Origin of the sequence: Jeongeupia sp. USM3, from assembly GCF_001808185.1 — a bacterium.
GTDB lineage: Bacteria > Pseudomonadota > Gammaproteobacteria > Burkholderiales > Chitinibacteraceae > Jeongeupia.
On record NZ_CP017668.1, the window covers coordinates 1,579,422 to 1,596,147 of the forward strand.

Consider the following 16,726-nt stretch of genomic DNA (forward strand, 5'->3'; position numbering starts at 1 on the left):
GTTCATTCGTCGGCGACGATCACGTTGACGCCGGAGAGCGTCAGCGCACGTCGGTATTCGTCGGTGATGCCGCTGTCGGTGATCAGCGTGTGCACCTGCGGCAGCGGGCAGATCACGCAGAAGCCGCGGCGGCCGAACTTGCTCGAATCGGCCAGCAGCACGACCTTGTCGGCCGCCTTGATCATGGCGCGGTTGAGCTGGGCATCCTGTTCATTGGTGGTCGTCACGCCGGCCTTGAGGTCGATGCCGTCGGCACCGATGAACAGCGTGTCGAAGTGGTGCAGCCGCACCGCCTGTTCGGCGATCGGCCCGCACAGCGAGTACGAGTCGGCGCGGACGGTGCCGCCGGTCATCATCAGCTCGAAGCGCACGTCGCCGATCAGCTCGTTGGCGAGGTTCAGCGCGTTGGTCATCAAGGTGCAGCGCTTGTGCGGCTCGATGTAGCGCGGCACGAAGCCGACGGTGGAACCCGAGTCGATGATCAGTGCATCGCCGTCGTCGACCAGTTGCGCCGCGGCGCGGCCGATCAGCTGCTTGGCCTCGCTGCGGGTTTTTTCCTTTTCTCGGAAATCGAGCTCGAAGGCGAAATGCGGGCTGAGGATCGCCTTGCCGTAGCTGCGGCTGATGCAGCCGCTGTCTTCGAGGAAATCGAGGTCGCCGCGTATCGTCACCGTCGAGACGCCGAGCGCGTCGGCAAGGTCGCTGACGTTGCAGCTCTCCTGTTCGCGCATCAGTTGCACGATGCGGTTGCGGCGTTGCTGTACCCGATCCATGGCTGTGTCCTGGCGTCCGTTTTTCGTGCGCCGAACGGTGATCCGGATCCGTTGCAGCGCATTGCGTTGACCAGACTGTAGGCCGTACAACAAAAGCAGGTCAACGCAACAACTTTCGATTAAAGCCAATCAAAACTTGCGAGTTTCCACCGACTCGACAGGCCGCTCCGGCGGCGGATTTGCGTAAAACTACAAATCCGCCCGGACAGCCACAAACAGCACAACATGCTGATTAAACGAAATAAACAATCAAGAAAGCACAAACACGATGCCGGATGAATGCCGAGAAATCCCCGGATATGAAAGATTGTTACCGGAAAATGAAAAACGGCGTTTCGGATATATGACAAATGAAAGAAAAACAAATCGAAGAAACAAAAGCATAAATACTTTCGATCTTGATCCGACGAGCGGTAATAATTACCGCGCGCCGGGACCACCACGGCGAATCCCAATACACTATGTGCAAGAGGTCGCCGGTTGATCGATGCGCGGCCAGTGTCGAGATTTGCCGCAAGGATTCCGCCGATGAAGAACTTCAGTTTCCACAATCCGACTCGCCTGCATTTCGGCAAGGGGCAGATCGCCCAGATCGGCAACGAGATCCCTGCCGGCGCGCGCGTGCTGGTCGTCTACGGTGGCGGCAGCATCAAGCGCAACGGCGTCTATGACCAAGTGATCGCCGCGCTGGCCGGGCGGACCGTGGTCGAATTCGCCGGCGTGCCGGCCAATCCGGAGTTCGAAACGCTGATGGACGCGGTCGCACTCGGCAAGGAGGCGCAGGTCGACTGGGTGCTCGGCGTCGGTGGCGGCTCGGTACTCGACGGCAGCAAGTTCATCGCCGCGGCGCTGGCGCTCGATCCGGGCATCGACCCGTGGCTGATCGTCGGCAACAAGACGCCGCTCAAGTCGGCGCTGCCGATCGGCTGCGTGCTGACGCTGCCGGCAACCGGGTCGGAAGCCAACTTCACCGGCGTGATCACCCGGCGCGAGACGCAGGACAAGCTGTCGTTCAAGAACCCGGCGGTGTTTCCGCGCTTCTCGGTGCTCGACCCGACCGTCATCACCAGCCTGCCCGCGCGCCAGCTCGGCAACGGCCTTGTCGACGCCTTCGTGCACACGACCGAGCAATACCTGACCTTCCCCGCCGAAGCGCGCGTGCAGGACCGGCTGGCCGAAGGCATCCTGTCGACGCTGGTCGAGATCGCGCCGCAGTTGCTGAAGGACCAGGGCGACTACGACGCGCAGGCCAACCTGATGTGGGCCGCCGACCAGGCGATGTACGGCCTCGTGCCGCTCGGCCAGCCGCTCGACTGGGCAACGCACGCGATCGGCCACGAGCTGACGGTGCTGTACGGCCTCGATCACGCGCAGACGCTGGCGGTGGCGCTGCCGAGCCTGCTCGATTACACCTTCGAGACCAAGCGCGCCAAGCTGGCGCAATACGGCCGTCGCGTCTGGGGGCTGGCCGGCGACGACGACACCGTCGCGCGCGCCGCGATCGTCGCGACGCGGCGCTTCTTCGAGTCGGTCGGGCTGAAAACCCGGCTTGGCGATTACGGCATCGACGCGGCGGCGGCGGCCGACGGCGTCGCCGCGCAGCTGACCCGCCACAAGCGGCTCGCGCTCGGCGAGCACGGCACGCTGACGCCGGACAATTGCCGCGCCATCGTGCTGGGCGCGGCCTGACCCAACAGCCTCCGCGCCATCGTGCCGGGCGCGGCCTGATCCCACCGTCTCCGCGCCATCGTGCTGGGCGCGGCCTGATCCAACAACCTCCGCGTCATCGTGCCGGGCACGGCCTGATCCAACAGCCTCCGCGTCATCGTGCCCGGCGCAGCCCGGGCGGTACCGGCCGGCGGCCCGCCGGCACCGCCCGCAGACTTGTCATTTCAACGTCATAAACAAAGCTTACAGTCGCGCCCCTGACAACACGGGGGGACGGCGATGCGGCAATGGCGGCTTTGGTTCACGATGGGCATGCTGCTCGCCGGCACGGCGCGCGCCGATCTCACGCTCGGCCTGCTCGCCGGCAAGGGCGAAGGCGATGTCGTCGCCGACTGGCAGCCGATTGCCGACGACCTCGCCAGATCGCTCGGCCAGCCGGTAAGGATCGTCGCGGTCAAGGACGACACCGAGCTTGCACGCCGCTTTGCCAGCAAGGAAATCCAGATCGCCCGTGCCGATACCGGCACCGCGCTGTCGCTGATCGAGCACGGCAACGGCGAGATCTTCGCCCGGCTGGCGCTCACCGGCGGCGTCGCCGAATACCGCTCGCTGCTGCTGGTCCGCAACGACGGGCCGGCCGACCTCAACGCGCTGCTGCGCGACAAGCAGCGCTGGACGATCGCGACCGGCGCGCCGACGTCGACGGCCGGCTACCTGATCCCCGCCTATCACGCCTTCGCCAAGCGCAATGTGCTGCCCGAAGCGTTCTTCCGCGAAATGAAGACCGGCAACGCCGAGGACGGCTTCCGGGCGCTGGCCGAAAAGCGGGTCGATGTCGCGGTCAGCAACAGCGACGACCTCGACAAGCTGCGCGAAACGTATCCGCGCGACTTCAAGAACATGCGCGTGCTGTGGCAGTCGCCGGCGTTCTCGTACGACCCGCTCGTCTACCGCAAGGACCTGCCGGCGGCGACCAGACAGAAAATCGCGCGCTTCTTCCTCGATTACGGCCGCAACGGCGCCAACGCGGCCAAGGAAAAGACCCGGCTCTACTATGCCGACCAGTTGTCGGGCTTCCTGCCGTCGGGCAACCGCCAGTTGCGCGAGGTGACCGACCTGCAACTCTACCTCGACCTGTTCAAGCTCAACCTCGCCAGACAGTCCGACGCCGAACGCACCGATCGCGAGAAGCGGCTCTACCGCCGCTACAACCAGCTGGTTGCGGTCCTCGGCGGCCCGAAATAGCACGTCACCGATCAGAGCACTCGACCTTCACACGGGCCGCATGGCCCGTTTTTTTCGCCCGTGCGTCGCCAAACCCATGCACGGGTTTGTGCAAGATCACAATCGGTGCTTTTTGCACTTGAAATCCGCCGCAACAGGCAGGCAAGCTAATCGGTTGATTTATTGGAGATATTGATGTCTGACACCGCCAACCGGGCAAACTGGGGTTCCAAGCTGGGCTTCATTCTCGCCGCATCGGGCTCCGCCGTGGGCCTCGGCGCCATCTGGAAATTCCCCTACGTCGCCGGCAAGAACGGCGGCGGCGCCTTCCTGATCGCCTACCTCGTCTGCGTGTTCACCATCGGCATCGCGCTCCTGCTCGCCGAAATGCTGATCGGCCGCACCGCAAAGAAATCCGCCACCACCGCCTTCCGCGACCTCAAGGGCGGGCTGTGGCCGTGGGCCGGCCGGCTGTCGGTGCTGTGCATCTTCATCATCCTGTCCTACTACTGCGTCGTCGGCGGCTGGACGATCGCCTACATCTTCCGCTCGATCACCGGCGAGGCACTGACCAGCGACACCAAGGCGCTGTCGAGCGCCTTCGGCGCCTTCATCGCCAACCCGGGCCAGGCGCTCGGCTACACCGCGGCCTTCCTCGGCGTGACCGTCGCCGTGGTGATGGGCGGCGTCGAGAAGGGCATCGAGCGGATGAGCAAGGTGCTGATGCCGGCGCTGTTCATCCTGATGCTGATCCTGATCGCCCGCTCGCTGACGTTGGAGGGCGCCTGGGATGGCGTGAAGTACTTCATCACCCCGGACTTCTCCAAGCTGACCGCCAGCATGATCGTCGACGCACTCGGCCTGGCGTTCTTCTCGCTGTCGCTCGGCGGCGGCATGATCATCGCCTACGGCTCCTACCTGCCGCAGGACACCAAGCTCGTCGGCGCAACGCTGTGGGTCAGTTCGCTGGCCACGCTCGCCTGCGTGCTCGCCGGGCTGATGGTGCTGCCGGCGGTGTTCGCCTTCCACGTCGACCCGGCCGCAGGCCCGGGGCTGACCTTCATCACCATGCCGGCGATCTTCGCGCAGATGCCCTTCGGCCAGTTCTTCGCCATCGCGTTCTTCTTCCTGCTGCTGTTCGCCGCGCTGACGTCGTCGGTGTCGATCCTCGAGCCGATCGTGTCGTTCCTGATCGACGAGTTCGGCTGGTCGCGCAAGACCGCGACCTTCGCCGTCGCCATCGCCTCGTTCGTGATCGGCATCCCGGCCGCGCTGTCGTTCGGGCCGATGGCCGACGTGCAGCTGTTCGGCAAGTCGCCGTTCGACCTGATGGACTACGTCGCGTCGAACATGATGATGCCGGCCGGCGGCCTCTTCGTCGCGCTGTTCGTCGGCTGGGCGATCTGGCCGAAGATCCGCCACGAGCTGACCAGCGAAGGCTCGGCCGCGGTACTGCCGGCATTCCGGCTGATCTGCGCGGTGCTGGCGCCGATCGTCATCGGCGTGATCTGGTACCACAACCTCTGAGTCGCATCGCGACCCGACAAAAAGGCCGGCATTGCCGGCCTTTTTGCTGCGCGCCGGCCACGCGCGCAACGGGAATAGCGGGCGCCGTACCAAGAGCGGCTAATGCCCCAAGGGCACTTCCTGCCGGGCGCAAATCCAGCGCAGCGGTGCTGGCAAGGCGTACGCACACGTCCCACGGGGACTCCCTGCGGTCGCAACGGTACGCGTAGCACCGCAAGTGAGTACCACCAGCAGGATAGCCGCTCTAGGCGACGGCGACCCGGTCGCGGCCCCGCTCCTTGGCCTCGTAGACGAGGTTGTCGACGCGCTTGAGCGCCTCGTCGATGCGCTCGAACGGCTGGTACTGGGTGACGCCGATGCTCGACGTCACCCGGCCGACGACCTCGAACGGCTCGTCGCGCAGCGCCTGCAGCAGTTGCTGCGCCAGCAGTTCTGCAGCGTCGAAAGCCGTTTCGGGGCAGACGAGCAGGAACTCCTCGCCGCCGAGCCGGCAGAAGATGTCGCTCGTCCTGACCCGCTGGCGCACCAGCTGGGCGAAATGCTGCAGCACCTTGTCGCCGACGTCGTGGCCGAACTGGTCGTTGATGCGCTTGAAGTGGTCGAGGTCGAACATCAGCAGCGACAGCGGCACGCCGTAGCGGTTGACGCGGCCGACCTCGCGCTCGATCGCGATATTGAAGTAGCGCCGGTTGTAGAGCTGGGTCAGCGGATCGGTGATCGACATCTGCTCCAGCTCGCGCTGCAGGCGCTTCTGCTCGGAAATGTCCTCGGCGATGCACCACGCGAGCCCCTTGCCCTCCTTGCTCGGCATCAGGAAGCCGTTGATCAGCACCGGCACCCGGTGGCCGGCGCGATGCAGGTATTCCTTCTCGTACGGCCCGTAGCGCTGGTGCTGGTAGAGCTCGTAGACGAGCTCGCGGTCCTGCTGCGCATAATCGTCGGGCGTGACCGCCGCCAGCGTCTGCGCGCGCAATTCGTCGACGCCATAGCCGAGCAGATTGCAGAACGCCGTGTTGGCATCGACGAAATGCCCGTCGCTGTGGCGGATCAGCGCCATGCCGACCGGTGACGACTCGAAGAAGGTGCGGAACTTCTCCTCGCTCGCTTCGAGCGCGTGCTGCGCCTCGACCCGGTCCGAAATGTCCTCGCTGACGCCGATATAGTGCGTCAGCCGCCCCTGCGCATCGGTCAGCGGCGTCAGCGACAGCGAGTTCCAGAACATGCTGCCGTCCTTGCGGTAGTTGCGCACCCTCACCCGGCCGGCCCGGTGCTCGGCGATCAGCCGGCGCAGCGTTTCGAACTCGGGCTGCAGCCGGTCGCGCCCCTGCAGGAAGCGGCAGTTCTTGCCGAGCACCTCGTGGCGGGCGTAGCCGGTCATCTGCTCGAACGCGGTGTTGACGAAGATCAGCGGCAGGTCGTCGGCGTTGGCGTCGACGATCAGCACGCCGAGCGAGCTGGCCTCGATCACGCTCGCCAGCAGCGAAATCTGCTCGCTGGCCTTCTTCTGCTCGGTGATGTCGGAAATGAAGCCGTACCAGATCGTGCTGCCGTCGTCCTGGCGCTCCGGCGACGACTCGCCGCGCAGCCAGCGCACGCCGCGGCCGGGCAGGTCGACCCGGTAATCGCAGCGCCACAGGCTCAGTTGCAGCGCCGAGCGGTCGATCGACTCGACCAGCACCGGCATGTCTTCGGGGAGGATGCGCCCGAGCACGCCGCGGGCATCCTCGGCGGCTGCCTCGGGGCTGATGCCGTAGATCTGCTGGATCGCATCGCTCGCGTACGGAAACACCGAGCGGCCGTCGGCGTGGCGCTGGAACTGGTAGATCATCCCCGGCACGCGCTCTGACAGCTTGGACAGCAGCCGGTCACGCCGGATCAGCTCGGTTTCGGCAACGCGGCGTTCGGTGATGTCGACGGCGATGCCGAGGTAGCCGGCGTGGGCCTCCTGCGCGCCGACGATGCGCGTCACCGTCAGCTCGACCTGGCGCACCTCGCCGCCGCGGGTGAGATAGCTCCAGACCCGGGTTTCCATGCCGTGGCGCTCGGCGCCGAGCGTCAGCGCCTCGAAACGGCCGACCGCCCGGCCGTACTCGCCGCCGAGCTCGGCAATGCGCTCGTCGATCTCGGCCGCCTTGTGGAAATCCAGCACCGACACCGTGCCGACCACGTCGTCGGCACGGTAGCCGAGCAGGTTCTCGGCACCGCGGTTGAACAGCATCACCGTACCGTCCGGATCGGTCGCGACGACGGCGACCCGTGACGCCGCGTCGAGCACATTGCCCAGATAGGCGCGGGTGTCCTGCAGTTCGAGCAGCGTCCGGCGCTGTTCGGACAGGTCGGATATCCGGATCAGCACGTCGTCCTCGCTCGCGCCGGGGCGCGACACCCGCACGCCGGATACCGCGTAGCTATGGCCAGCGATCGCCCGGTCGAGCTGGAACGGCTCGCCGCCGGCCAGCAGCGCGGCAATGTCGTCTTCCAGCCCGGCCAGCGTCGCCACGCCGACGAAGGCGCCCTTCTCCTTGCCCGGCGCGACGCGCCAGTCGGCCAGCAGCGCTTCGCCGGCCTGATTCGCCTTGCGCACCGTCCAGTGGATGTCGACCAGAAACAGCGCATCGTCGATCGCGTGGAAGATGCGCCGCAGCCGCTCCTCGTTCTGCCCCAGCGCGCGCGCGCGCGATTCGGCCAGCGACTCGGCATAGCGCTGGCGGTTGGCCAGCACGTAGACCAGCAGCGCGAGCAATGCCGGGATCAGCACGCCCGGCCCCCAGATCGTCGCGACATCGACCCAGTCGGCCTTGCGGGCGAATGCGCGATTGGCCTGCACCCTCAGCGTCAGCGCCCGGTCGCCGATCAGGATGGGCTGGAAGTGCGATCCCATGTTGGCCGGATCGGCCTTGTCGCCGGCAACGACGGTCCGGCCCTGCTCGTCCTCAAGCGCCAGCGACACCTGCCGCTCTTCGCCAAGCCGGGTCAGCTGCTGCTGCAGCAGCTTGAGCCGGTAAGTCCCCCAGACGAAGCCGATCGGCTGTGCCGCACCGGGACGGAAGACCGGAATCGCGATCGCGAACCCCTGCTCGCCGGTGTAATCGCCGCGCAACTGCATCGTTGCCGACGTCGCCGGGGCGCGCCGCTCGAGCGCGCGCCGCAGGATCGGGCCGCGTGTCGGATCGCGGGTCAGGTCGGTGCCGACGAAGGACCCGCGCGAGCCGCCAGGCTCGGCATAACGGACCCGCATCGTCGATTCGCCGTCGGTGGCAGCGTCGAGCCCGATCCAGGCGATACCGCCGAACGCACCGAGGTAAGGCTCGATGAACAGGCCGAACTCGCCCGCCGACACCGAGGTCGACAGCGCCATGAAACGTGCGGCGGCGCGCAGGCCACCGAGGTCCTGCGTGACGCCACGTGCCAGTTGGCCGGTGATGCTTTGCGCCTCGGAACGGAAACGGACGTCGAGCGCACGCTGCTCGGTCCGTGCGAGCAGCTGCGACACCAGCGCGGAGATCATCAGGCCGATCATCAGGACGAGCAGCGCCAGCGCCTTGGGGCGGGGCACACGGCTCAGGGCGGCGGGCAATCGTTTCACGTCGTCGCTTCGGGAATATTGCGTTTGATGAATATAACACTGGCCAAGCCGCCTGCCGCCTCGATCCGCGGCACGGGCGGGCGGCGTTGGTGCGGTGCATCACTTGGTCGGCGACGCCGGAGAAGGCACAATCCTGCCGTGAACACCGATACCTTCCAGATTTCGCCACTGGGCTACATCTCGACGCCGTTTGCCGACAAGTTCGGCATTCCGCGCCAGCCGCGCCTTGCGCCGCATGCCGTCGGCACGCTGAGTCTATTGCCGCCGTATGACCGCAGCGAGGCAGTGCGCGAACTCGTGTCGTTTTCGCACGTCTGGCTCACCTTCGTCTTTCACCAGACCCAGGGGAAATGGCAGCCGACGGTGCGGCCGCCGCGGCTCGGCGGCAATGCGCGTGTCGGCGTGTTCGCCAGCCGCAGCCCGTTCCGGCCGAACTCGCTCGGCCTTTCGCTGGTCGAACTCGCCGGTGTCGACACCGACGACGGCGTGGTGCTGCGTTTTCGCGGCGTCGACCTCGTCGACGGCACGCCGATCGTCGACATCAAGCCCTACCTGCCTTATGCCGAGAGCGTGCCCGACGCGGCGGGCGGCTTCGCCGACGCATCGCCGCCCCGGCTGGCGGTGCATTACGGCGAGCAGGCACTGGCCCAGCTCGCCGTCGCGGCCCCCGGACACCCGCAACTGGCGGCGCTGATCGACGAAGTGCTGGCACAGGACCCCCGCCCGGCCTACGCCGACGACCCGGCGCGCAGCTACGGTGTGCGCCTGTATTGCTATGACGTGAAATTCCGCGTCGCCGACGGCATCGCCCGCGTCGACGCGATCGAACCTGCAGGATCAACATGAAGCCACTCCTACTCTTCTTCGCCGTGCTGCTCGCTGCATGCACGACCACCCCGCCCGCGCCGCCGACCCCGGCCGCCCCGCCCCCCAAGGTCCGCGTCGGCCTGGCACTCGGCGGCGGCGCCGCCAAGGGCTTCGCCCATATTGGCGTGATCAAGATGCTCGAAGCCAACGGCATCAGGGTCGACACCGTTGCCGGCACCAGCGCCGGCAGCGTCGTCGGCGGCCTGTACGCGAGCGGCATGGATGCGTTTGCCTTGCAGGAAAAGGCCTTCGGCCTCGACGAGGCGCAGATCCGCGACGTCAGCCTGCTCAACGGCGGCATCGTCAAGGGCCAGAAGCTGCAGGACTTCGTCAACCAGCTCGTCACCAACCGGCCGATCGACAAGTTCGCCAAACCCTTCGGCGCGGTCGCGACCGAGCTCGACACCGGCAAGCGCACGGTCTTCGTCCGCGGCAACGCCGGCCAGGCGATCCGCGCGTCGAGCAGCATTCCCGGCGTGTTCGAGCCGGCGCTGATCGCCGGCAAACGCTATGTCGACGGCGGCGTGGTCAGCCCGGTGCCGGTCGATGCGGCGCGCGAGCTCGGTGCCGATCTGGTGATCGCCGTCGACATCTCGGCCAAGGCCGGCAACAAGGCGCCGAGCGGGCTGATCGGCACCGTCAACCAGGCGGTGGTGATCATGGGCCAGAAGCTCGGCGAGCAGGAGCTGGCGCGTGCCGACGTGGTGATCCGGCCCAAGGTCGGCAAGATCGGCCCGACCGATTTCGACCAGAAGAACCAGGCCATCCTCGAGGGCGAGAAGGCCGCGCTGGCGGCGATTCCGCAAATCAAACAGAAGATCGCCGAGAAACAACAGGCGCTGATCGTCGCCCGAAGCGCGGCGGCGCAATGAGCGAGCCGCTGATCCGCCTCGACCCGGCCGAGCGTGCCGAACTCGCCGCCCGGCTGCGCCACTGGTGCGACCGCGAGATCGGGCTCGAGCTCGGCGGCTTCGACGCCGAGTTCCTGCTCGATTACGTCATCAAGGAAATCGGCACGCAGTGCTACAACCGCGGCCTGCTCGACGCGCAGGCGGCAATCGCCAAGCGGCTCGACACGCTGACCGATGCGATCGGCGAGCTGGAGCGAACCCCGCCACGGCGCTAGCCGGCGGCAGTGACTGTTCCACTGACAGGACAGTCAGTCGTCATGGCGGTGGATTATCATTCATTGTCATCTGGTCCATTATCAATCCATCGCAACCGATTGGAGAGACCCCGAGATGACCACCGCTTCCTACCGCCGTATCGCCCGCATCGTCCGCGGCATGGCCACCTCCGACGGCGGCGGCGTCAGGCTCAACCGCGTGATCGGCAGCCAGGACATGCCGATGCTCGACCCCTTCCTGCTGCTCGACGAATTCCGTTCGGACAACGCCGACGATTACATCGCCGGTTTTCCTGAACACCCGCACCGCGGCTTCGAGACGGTGACCTACATGCTCGCCGGCCAGATGCAGCACGGCGACAACAAGGGCAACACCGGCAATCTCGGCCCGGGCAGCGTGCAATGGATGACCGCCGGCCGCGGCATCGTCCACTCGGAAATGCCGCAACAGGAAAACGGCCTGCTGCAGGGCTTCCAGCTGTGGGTGAACCTGCCCGCCAGCGACAAGATGACCGCGCCGCGCTATCAGGAGTTCGCCGCCGGCGAGATTCCGCAGGTGCAGCTTGCCGGCGGCGGCTCGGTCAAGGTGATCGCCGGGACGTTTGACGGCGTGACCGGTCCGGTAAGCGGCGTGGCAACGCAGCCGAGTTATTACGATGTGGTGTTGCCGCCAGGCGCGACGCTGGATCTGGCCATGCCGGCGGAACATCATGCCTTCATCTACGTCTACCAGAATGTACTAAGCATCGTCGACGGCCCGCAGGAGCGGCCGGTGCGGCAGGGCGAACTCGCTGCACTGACGCAGGGCGACACGATCGCTGTCGGTGCCCTGGACGAGGAAGTCCGCTTCATCGTCGTCGCCGGCAAGCCGCTGAACGAACCGGTCGCCCGCTACGGCCCCTTCGTGATGAACACCGCCGAAGAGGTCCAGCAGGCATTCGTGGACTACCAGGAAGGCAAGTTCTGACCCAAGCAGTACCGCAGGCTGGCAACGTCGCCCCGCGCCAAGTGCGGGGCGCAACCATGACAAGGAGCCGTGATGAGCAGCACCGAACATGAAGTCTCGATCTCGACCGACTGCCCGGCACCGCCGTTCGTGCAGCGCTTTGCCGCGCACAATGCCGTGCTCGGCGAGGGCATGCAGATCCGCCGCGCGCTGCCCAACCGCGAACGGCGGATGATCGGCGCGTGGTGCTTTCTCGACCACTTCGGCCCGGTCGACATCAGCGGCGGCCGCGGCATGCGCGTCGGCCCGCACCCGCATATCGGCCTGCAGACGTTCTCGTGGCTGCTCGAAGGCGAGGTCTACCATCGCGACAGCCTCGGCTTCGAACAGCTGATCCGCCCCGGCCAGGTCAACCTGATGACCGCCGGCCATGGCATCGCCCACTCGGAAGAGTCGCCACCGAACCACAGTGCCATCATGCATGGCGCGCAGCTGTGGATCGCGCTGCCGGACGAGCAGTTCGAGCGCCCGCCGGGCTTCGAGCATTATCCGACGCTGCCGACCTTCGACGATGGCGGCTATCTGGTCACCGTGCTCGCCGGCGAACTCATGGGCCATGTGTCGCCGGCGCGCGTCTACACGCCGCTGCTGGGGCTCGACCTCGACGCCGCCGGCGCCGCGGCGACGACGCTGCCGCTGCGCCGCGACTTCGAATACGGCGCGATCGTGCTCGTCGGCGAGGCGCGGCTGAACGGCGAGCCGCTGGCGCCGGGCGAATGCCTGTATTTCGGCTGCGGCCACGATGCGCTGCAGGTCGAAACCGACGCGGCAACGCGCATCCTCATCGTCGGCGGCGAGCCGTTCAGGTCCGAACGGATCCTGTACTGGAACTTCGTCGGCCGCGACGGCGCCGACATCCGCGAAGCCACCGACGAATGGAACGCCGGCGACGCGCGCTTCGGCGAGGTCCACGGCTACGACGGCGACCGGCTGCCGGCGCCGGCCGTGCCAAAACTGAGGGGGGAATGATGGCTTACGACCACATAGAGGCCCACCTGTCCGGCGAGCCGTACCGCACGCTGCTTACCGACGGCCGTCACGACTGGTTCGGCGATGTCGGGCGCGAATCGGGCGGCATGGACGCCGGCCCCGACCCGCACGCGCAGCTGCTCGCCGCGCTCGGTACCTGTACGGCGATCACGGTGAAGATGTACGCGGCGCGCAAGGGATGGCCGCTGGACGACGTGCGGGTTCGGCTTGCCTATGCGCCCGACCACAAGGACGGTGATGCCCGGATCGAGCGTCGGGTCGAGTTCGTCGGCGCGCTCGATACCGAGCAGCGTTCGCGGCTGCTGGCCATCGCCAACGCCTGTCCGGTCCACAAACTGCTGACCGGCCAGATCGCCATCGCCACCACCCTCACGGAGTAAAGCATGACCGTCCGACTGCTCGCCTTTTCCGCCAGCACCCGCATCGCCTCGTTCAACCGCAAGCTGATCGCCGTCGGCGCACAGGCCGCACGCGATGCCGGCGCCGAGGTCACGCTGATCGACCTGCTCGACTACGAGCTGCCGCTGTACAACGGCGACCTCGAAGCCCGCGACGGCCTGCCCGACGCCGCTGCGCGGCTGCAGCAGCAGTTCGCCGCCCACCACGGCCTGTTGCTGGCTACGCCCGAATACAACGGCATGTTTCCACCGCTGTTGAAGAACACGCTCGACTGGGTCAGCCGCGCCGATGCCAGCGGCCAGTCCGGCTTGCGTTTCCTGGAGGGCAAGGTTGCCGGGCTGCTGTCGGCGTCACCGGGCGCGCTGGGCGGATTGCGCTCGCTGATCGCCAGCCGCCAGTACCTGAGCAACCTCGGCTTTCTGGTGACTCCGCAGCAGCAGGCGGTCGGCGGTGCGCATCAGGCCTTTGACGAAGGCGGCGCGCTGACCGACACCCGCTCGCAGGCCGGCGTCGAGAAGGTCGCGCACGCGCTGGTCCGGCTGGCGCGGCAGACGCAGGAATGAGAGCGGCAAACAAAACCCAGTGCAACGGTGCTGGCAAGGCGTACGAAACGCAGGCAGTACAAGGAGTACGGCAAGTGAGTACAACGCAGCCAGCAGGGTTTTGTTAGCTACTCGTTCAGCCGGCCTGCGCCGCCAGCCAGACCCTGGCCTGCTCGCCGACGAAACGCCGGCCGGCGTTGTCGCCGGCTATCCATTCGTCCGGCGAGAACAGCGTGAACAACCCGACCTTGGCCAGCGTCGGCACGGCCAGTTTCAGCTCGTCCTCGACGGCGCCGCGCTCGCCCTTGTTGTAGAGCTCGACGTTGAGCAGCATCGTCGCCACGGTGCCGGTCTGGACGCGGCTGCCGTCCTTCAGCTGCACCGCGGGCAGCACTTCGCCGTCGGCGACGATCTTGCGGTTGATGCTGCCGAGCTGTTCGGTGTTCGCCGGACCGGTCATGATTTCATCCTGAAATATCAACAAACAGATTTTCATCCGCCCGCAGGACGGAGGCAAGCGCTCAGACCTTCACGTCCACCGAACCGGTCACCGCCCGCACCGCTTCGGCCACCGGGTTGGCCTCCTGCCTTGCGCGGGCCGGCGCATGCTTGTCGCCGCGCTCGCTGCGCTGTTCGATCAGCTGGCGCAGCCGCTCCTGCAGCATCGCCAGTTGCGCCTGCAGCAGCTGCTGGATTTCCTGCTTTTCCTTCGGCCCCAGCGAGTCGTCGTGCACGAGCTGGCTGATCCGGTCCTGCGTGTCCTGAATCTTCTCCTTGACCCGCTCGATCTGCTCGTTGATGTTGCCGCCGCCGGCAACGGGCTGGGTAGTGGTACCGAGATTCGGGACCGAGATCGTCGACATGACAGGCTCCTTGCTGGATATCATGCCATCGGCAATCCGGCGCGATTCTTGAGCCGGCGCGGCCCCGCCTCGCCAAAACCGGCCAAATCCGCTACAGTCCAAGGCAACAGAACAATCGTTCTAGCCCGATGGACCTTGCCCAACTCCAGCCCGGCCTGCGCACCCGTTTGTTGAAGCTCGGCATCAGCCGCGCCTTCGATCTGGTGCTGCACCTGCCGATGCGCTACGAAGACGAAACCCAGCTCTACCCGATCGCCGAAGCGCCGGTCGGCACCGCTGCGCTGGTCGAAGGCGAAGTCACCGGCTGCGAGACCACGTTCCGGCCGAAGAAACAGCTCGTCGCCCGGGTTCGCGACGCCAGCGGCACGCTGGTGGTACGACTGATCCACTTCTACCCGAACCAGGCCCAGCAGCTCGCCGTCGGCAAGCGGGTGCGGCTGTACGGCGAAATCCGCCACGGCTTCTGGGGCGACGAAATGGTCCACCCCAAGGTCAAGACGCTGTCGGACAAGGACTCGCTCAACGACAGCCTGACGCCGATCTACCCGACCACCGCCAACCTCTCGCAGGCGCAGCTTGCCAGACTGATCGCCAAGGCGCTGAAGGACGAGCCGCTCACCGACACACTGCCCGCCGCGGTACGCCACGATTTCGGTTTTCCCGATTTCGCCGAGTCGGTGCGCTTCCTGCACAACCCGCCGCCCGACGTCGCCCGCGTCCAGCTGATCGAGCGCATCCACCCGACATGGCGGCGGATCAAGTTCGACGAGCTGCTGGCGCAGCAACTGAGCCTGCGCATGGCGCGCGCGGTGCGGCGCGAACGCACCGCGCCGGTGATCGCACCGCCGGGCCGGCTCGCCGCACAGCTCGTCGCCAGCCTGCCGTTCGGGCTGACGAAAGCGCAGAACCGCGTGCTGCTCGACATCGCAAAAGACCTCGGCCAGCGCCATCCGATGCAGCGGCTGCTGCAGGGCGACGTCGGCGCCGGCAAGACCATCGTCGCCGCGATCGCGGCCTGCCACGCGATCGAGGCCGGCTACCAGGTCGCGATGCTCGCACCGACCGAAATCCTCGCCGAGCAGCACTATGCCAAGTTCGTCCAGTGGCTCGAGCCGCTCGGCGTCAAGGTCGCCTGGCTCACCGGCAGCCTCAGGGCCCGGCCTAAGCGCGCCGCACTCGAGGACGCCGCGCTCGGCAATGCGCAGATGGTCGTCGGCACGCATGCGATCTTTCAGGGCACGGTCGAGTTCAAGAACCTCGGCCTCGCCATCGTCGACGAACAGCACCGCTTCGGCGTCGCCCAGCGGCTGGCGCTGCGCGAGAAAGGCGGCAGCCCGCACCAGCTGATGATGTCGGCGACGCCGATCCCGCGCACGCTGGCGATGAGCTTCTACGCCGATCTCGACGTCAGCGTCATCGACGAACTGCCGCCGGGGCGCACGCCCATCGTCACCAAGCTCGTCTCGGACGCGCGCCGCGACGAGATCATCGAGCGCATCGCCAGCAAGGTGCTCGAAGGCCGACAGGTGTACTGGGTCTGCCCGCTGATCGAGGAGTCCGAAGCGCTGCAGCTGCAGACCGCCGTCGACACCCACGCGCAGCTGACCGAGGAACTCGAAGGCATCGCCATCGGCCTCGTCCACGGCAAGATGAAACCGGCCGAAAAAGCCGCGGTGATGGACGCGTTCAAGCGCAACGAAATCCAGGTGCTGGTCGCGACCACGGTGATCGAGGTCGGCGTCGACGTCCCCAACGCCAGCCTGATGGTGATCGAGCACGCCGAACGGATGGGGCTGGCGCAACTGCACCAGCTGCGCGGCCGCGTCGGCCGGGGCGCGCACGCCAGCCTGTGCATCCTGCTTTACACCGGCCCCTTGGGCGATACCGCCAAGGCGCGGCTCAAGGTCATCTACGAGTCCACCGACGGCTTCGAGATTGCCCGCCAGGACCTGCAGATCCGCGGCCCGGGCGAGCTCGCCGGCGTGCGCCAGTCCGGCGTGCCGATGCTGCGCTTCGCCGATCTGGAAGCCGACGCCGATCTGCTGGATGCAGCGCGCGAGGTCGCCGAGAACATCCTCGCCACCGAGCCGCAGCTGGCGATTCCGCACCTCGACCGCTGGCTGCCGGGGCGCGAAGCGCTGCTGCGGGTCTGAAC

The 16,726-nt window shown here is 66.8% G+C and carries 15 protein-coding genes; 11 read left to right on the forward strand and 4 right to left on the reverse strand.

The features are described from left to right. Positions 1–2: 2 nt before the first annotated feature. Positions 3–773 (reverse strand): transcriptional repressor AgaR, encoded by a 771-nt coding sequence (agaR, locus tag BJP62_RS07435; RefSeq protein ID WP_070528426.1) that lies wholly within the window; start codon positions 771–773, stop codon positions 3–5. A gap of 528 nt (positions 774–1,301) precedes the next feature. On the opposite strand from agaR, the gene BJP62_RS07440 reads away from it, so the two are divergent. From BJP62_RS07440 to BJP62_RS07450, 3 genes are all read left to right on the forward strand, one after another. Beyond that, positions 1,302–2,462 carry an iron-containing alcohol dehydrogenase gene (locus BJP62_RS07440; RefSeq protein ID WP_070528428.1) on the forward strand — a complete coding sequence of 387 codons (1,161 nt, stop codon included), beginning with the start codon at positions 1,302–1,304 and terminating at the stop codon, positions 2,460–2,462. 258 nt (positions 2,463–2,720) lie between these two features. Continuing rightward, entirely contained in the window at positions 2,721–3,686 is a 966-nt protein-coding gene (phnD, locus tag BJP62_RS07445) for a phosphate/phosphite/phosphonate ABC transporter substrate-binding protein (RefSeq protein ID WP_083300775.1), read from the forward strand. A gap of 174 nt (positions 3,687–3,860) precedes the next feature. After that, positions 3,861–5,192, forward strand: coding sequence for a sodium-dependent transporter (locus BJP62_RS07450; protein ID WP_070528432.1), 1,332 nt, complete (start codon positions 3,861–3,863; stop codon positions 5,190–5,192). A gap of 244 nt (positions 5,193–5,436) precedes the next feature. Here the strand turns inward: BJP62_RS07450 and BJP62_RS07455 are convergent, their stop codons facing one another. Beyond that, positions 5,437–8,778, reverse strand: coding sequence for a PAS domain S-box protein (locus BJP62_RS07455; protein ID WP_145927146.1), 3,342 nt, complete (start codon positions 8,776–8,778; stop codon positions 5,437–5,439). Between the two features lie 138 nt (positions 8,779–8,916). On the opposite strand from BJP62_RS07455, the gene tsaA reads away from it, so the two are divergent. The 7 genes from tsaA to BJP62_RS07490 all read left to right on the forward strand — a co-directional run bounded on the left by tsaA (position 8,917) and on the right by BJP62_RS07490 (position 13,729). Further along, positions 8,917–9,624 carry a tRNA (N6-threonylcarbamoyladenosine(37)-N6)-methyltransferase TrmO gene (tsaA, locus tag BJP62_RS07460; protein ID WP_070528436.1) on the forward strand — a complete coding sequence of 236 codons (708 nt, stop codon included), beginning with the start codon at positions 8,917–8,919 and terminating at the stop codon, positions 9,622–9,624. Beyond that, positions 9,621–10,517: a patatin-like phospholipase family protein gene (locus BJP62_RS07465; protein WP_083300777.1), complete on the forward strand. Its 897-nt coding sequence runs from the start codon at positions 9,621–9,623 to the stop codon at positions 10,515–10,517. Before tsaA ends, BJP62_RS07465 begins: the two co-directional genes overlap by 4 nt. Further along, on the forward strand, positions 10,514–10,771 hold the full coding sequence (locus BJP62_RS07470; protein ID WP_070528445.1) for a DUF2164 domain-containing protein: 258 nt from the start codon (positions 10,514–10,516) through the stop codon (positions 10,769–10,771). Before BJP62_RS07465 ends, BJP62_RS07470 begins: the two co-directional genes overlap by 4 nt. 115 nt (positions 10,772–10,886) lie before the next feature. Then, complete coding sequence (locus tag BJP62_RS07475) at positions 10,887–11,738, forward strand: pirin family protein (RefSeq protein ID WP_070528448.1); 852 nt, start codon at positions 10,887–10,889, stop codon at positions 11,736–11,738. Positions 11,739–11,810: 72 nt separating this feature from the next. After that, positions 11,811–12,746, forward strand: coding sequence for a pirin family protein (locus BJP62_RS07480; protein WP_070528451.1), 936 nt, complete (start codon positions 11,811–11,813; stop codon positions 12,744–12,746). Then, the gene (locus BJP62_RS07485; protein WP_070532454.1) at positions 12,746–13,147 is read left to right on the forward strand and encodes an OsmC family protein; all 402 of its coding nucleotides are present in this window, start codon (positions 12,746–12,748) and stop codon (positions 13,145–13,147) included. Before BJP62_RS07480 ends, BJP62_RS07485 begins: the two co-directional genes overlap by 1 nt. Before the next feature lie 3 nt (positions 13,148–13,150). Further along, the gene (locus BJP62_RS07490; protein ID WP_070528455.1) at positions 13,151–13,729 is read left to right on the forward strand and encodes an NADPH-dependent FMN reductase; all 579 of its coding nucleotides are present in this window, start codon (positions 13,151–13,153) and stop codon (positions 13,727–13,729) included. Between the two features lie 115 nt (positions 13,730–13,844). Here the strand turns inward: BJP62_RS07490 and BJP62_RS07495 are convergent, their stop codons facing one another. Together BJP62_RS07495 and BJP62_RS07500 are read right to left on the reverse strand one after the other, a co-directional pair. After that, positions 13,845–14,168, reverse strand: coding sequence for a hypothetical protein (locus BJP62_RS07495; protein WP_070528457.1), 324 nt, complete (start codon positions 14,166–14,168; stop codon positions 13,845–13,847). Between the two features lie 61 nt (positions 14,169–14,229). Then, positions 14,230–14,571 (reverse strand): FlxA-like family protein, encoded by a 342-nt coding sequence (locus tag BJP62_RS07500; RefSeq protein ID WP_070528460.1) that lies wholly within the window; start codon positions 14,569–14,571, stop codon positions 14,230–14,232. 86 nt (positions 14,572–14,657) lie between these two features. Between BJP62_RS07500 and recG the strand changes: the two genes are divergently transcribed. Continuing rightward, positions 14,658–16,724, forward strand: a complete 2,067-nt coding sequence (recG, locus tag BJP62_RS07505; protein ID WP_257785866.1) for an ATP-dependent DNA helicase RecG — start codon at positions 14,658–14,660, stop codon at positions 16,722–16,724. Positions 16,725–16,726 lie beyond the last annotated feature (2 nt).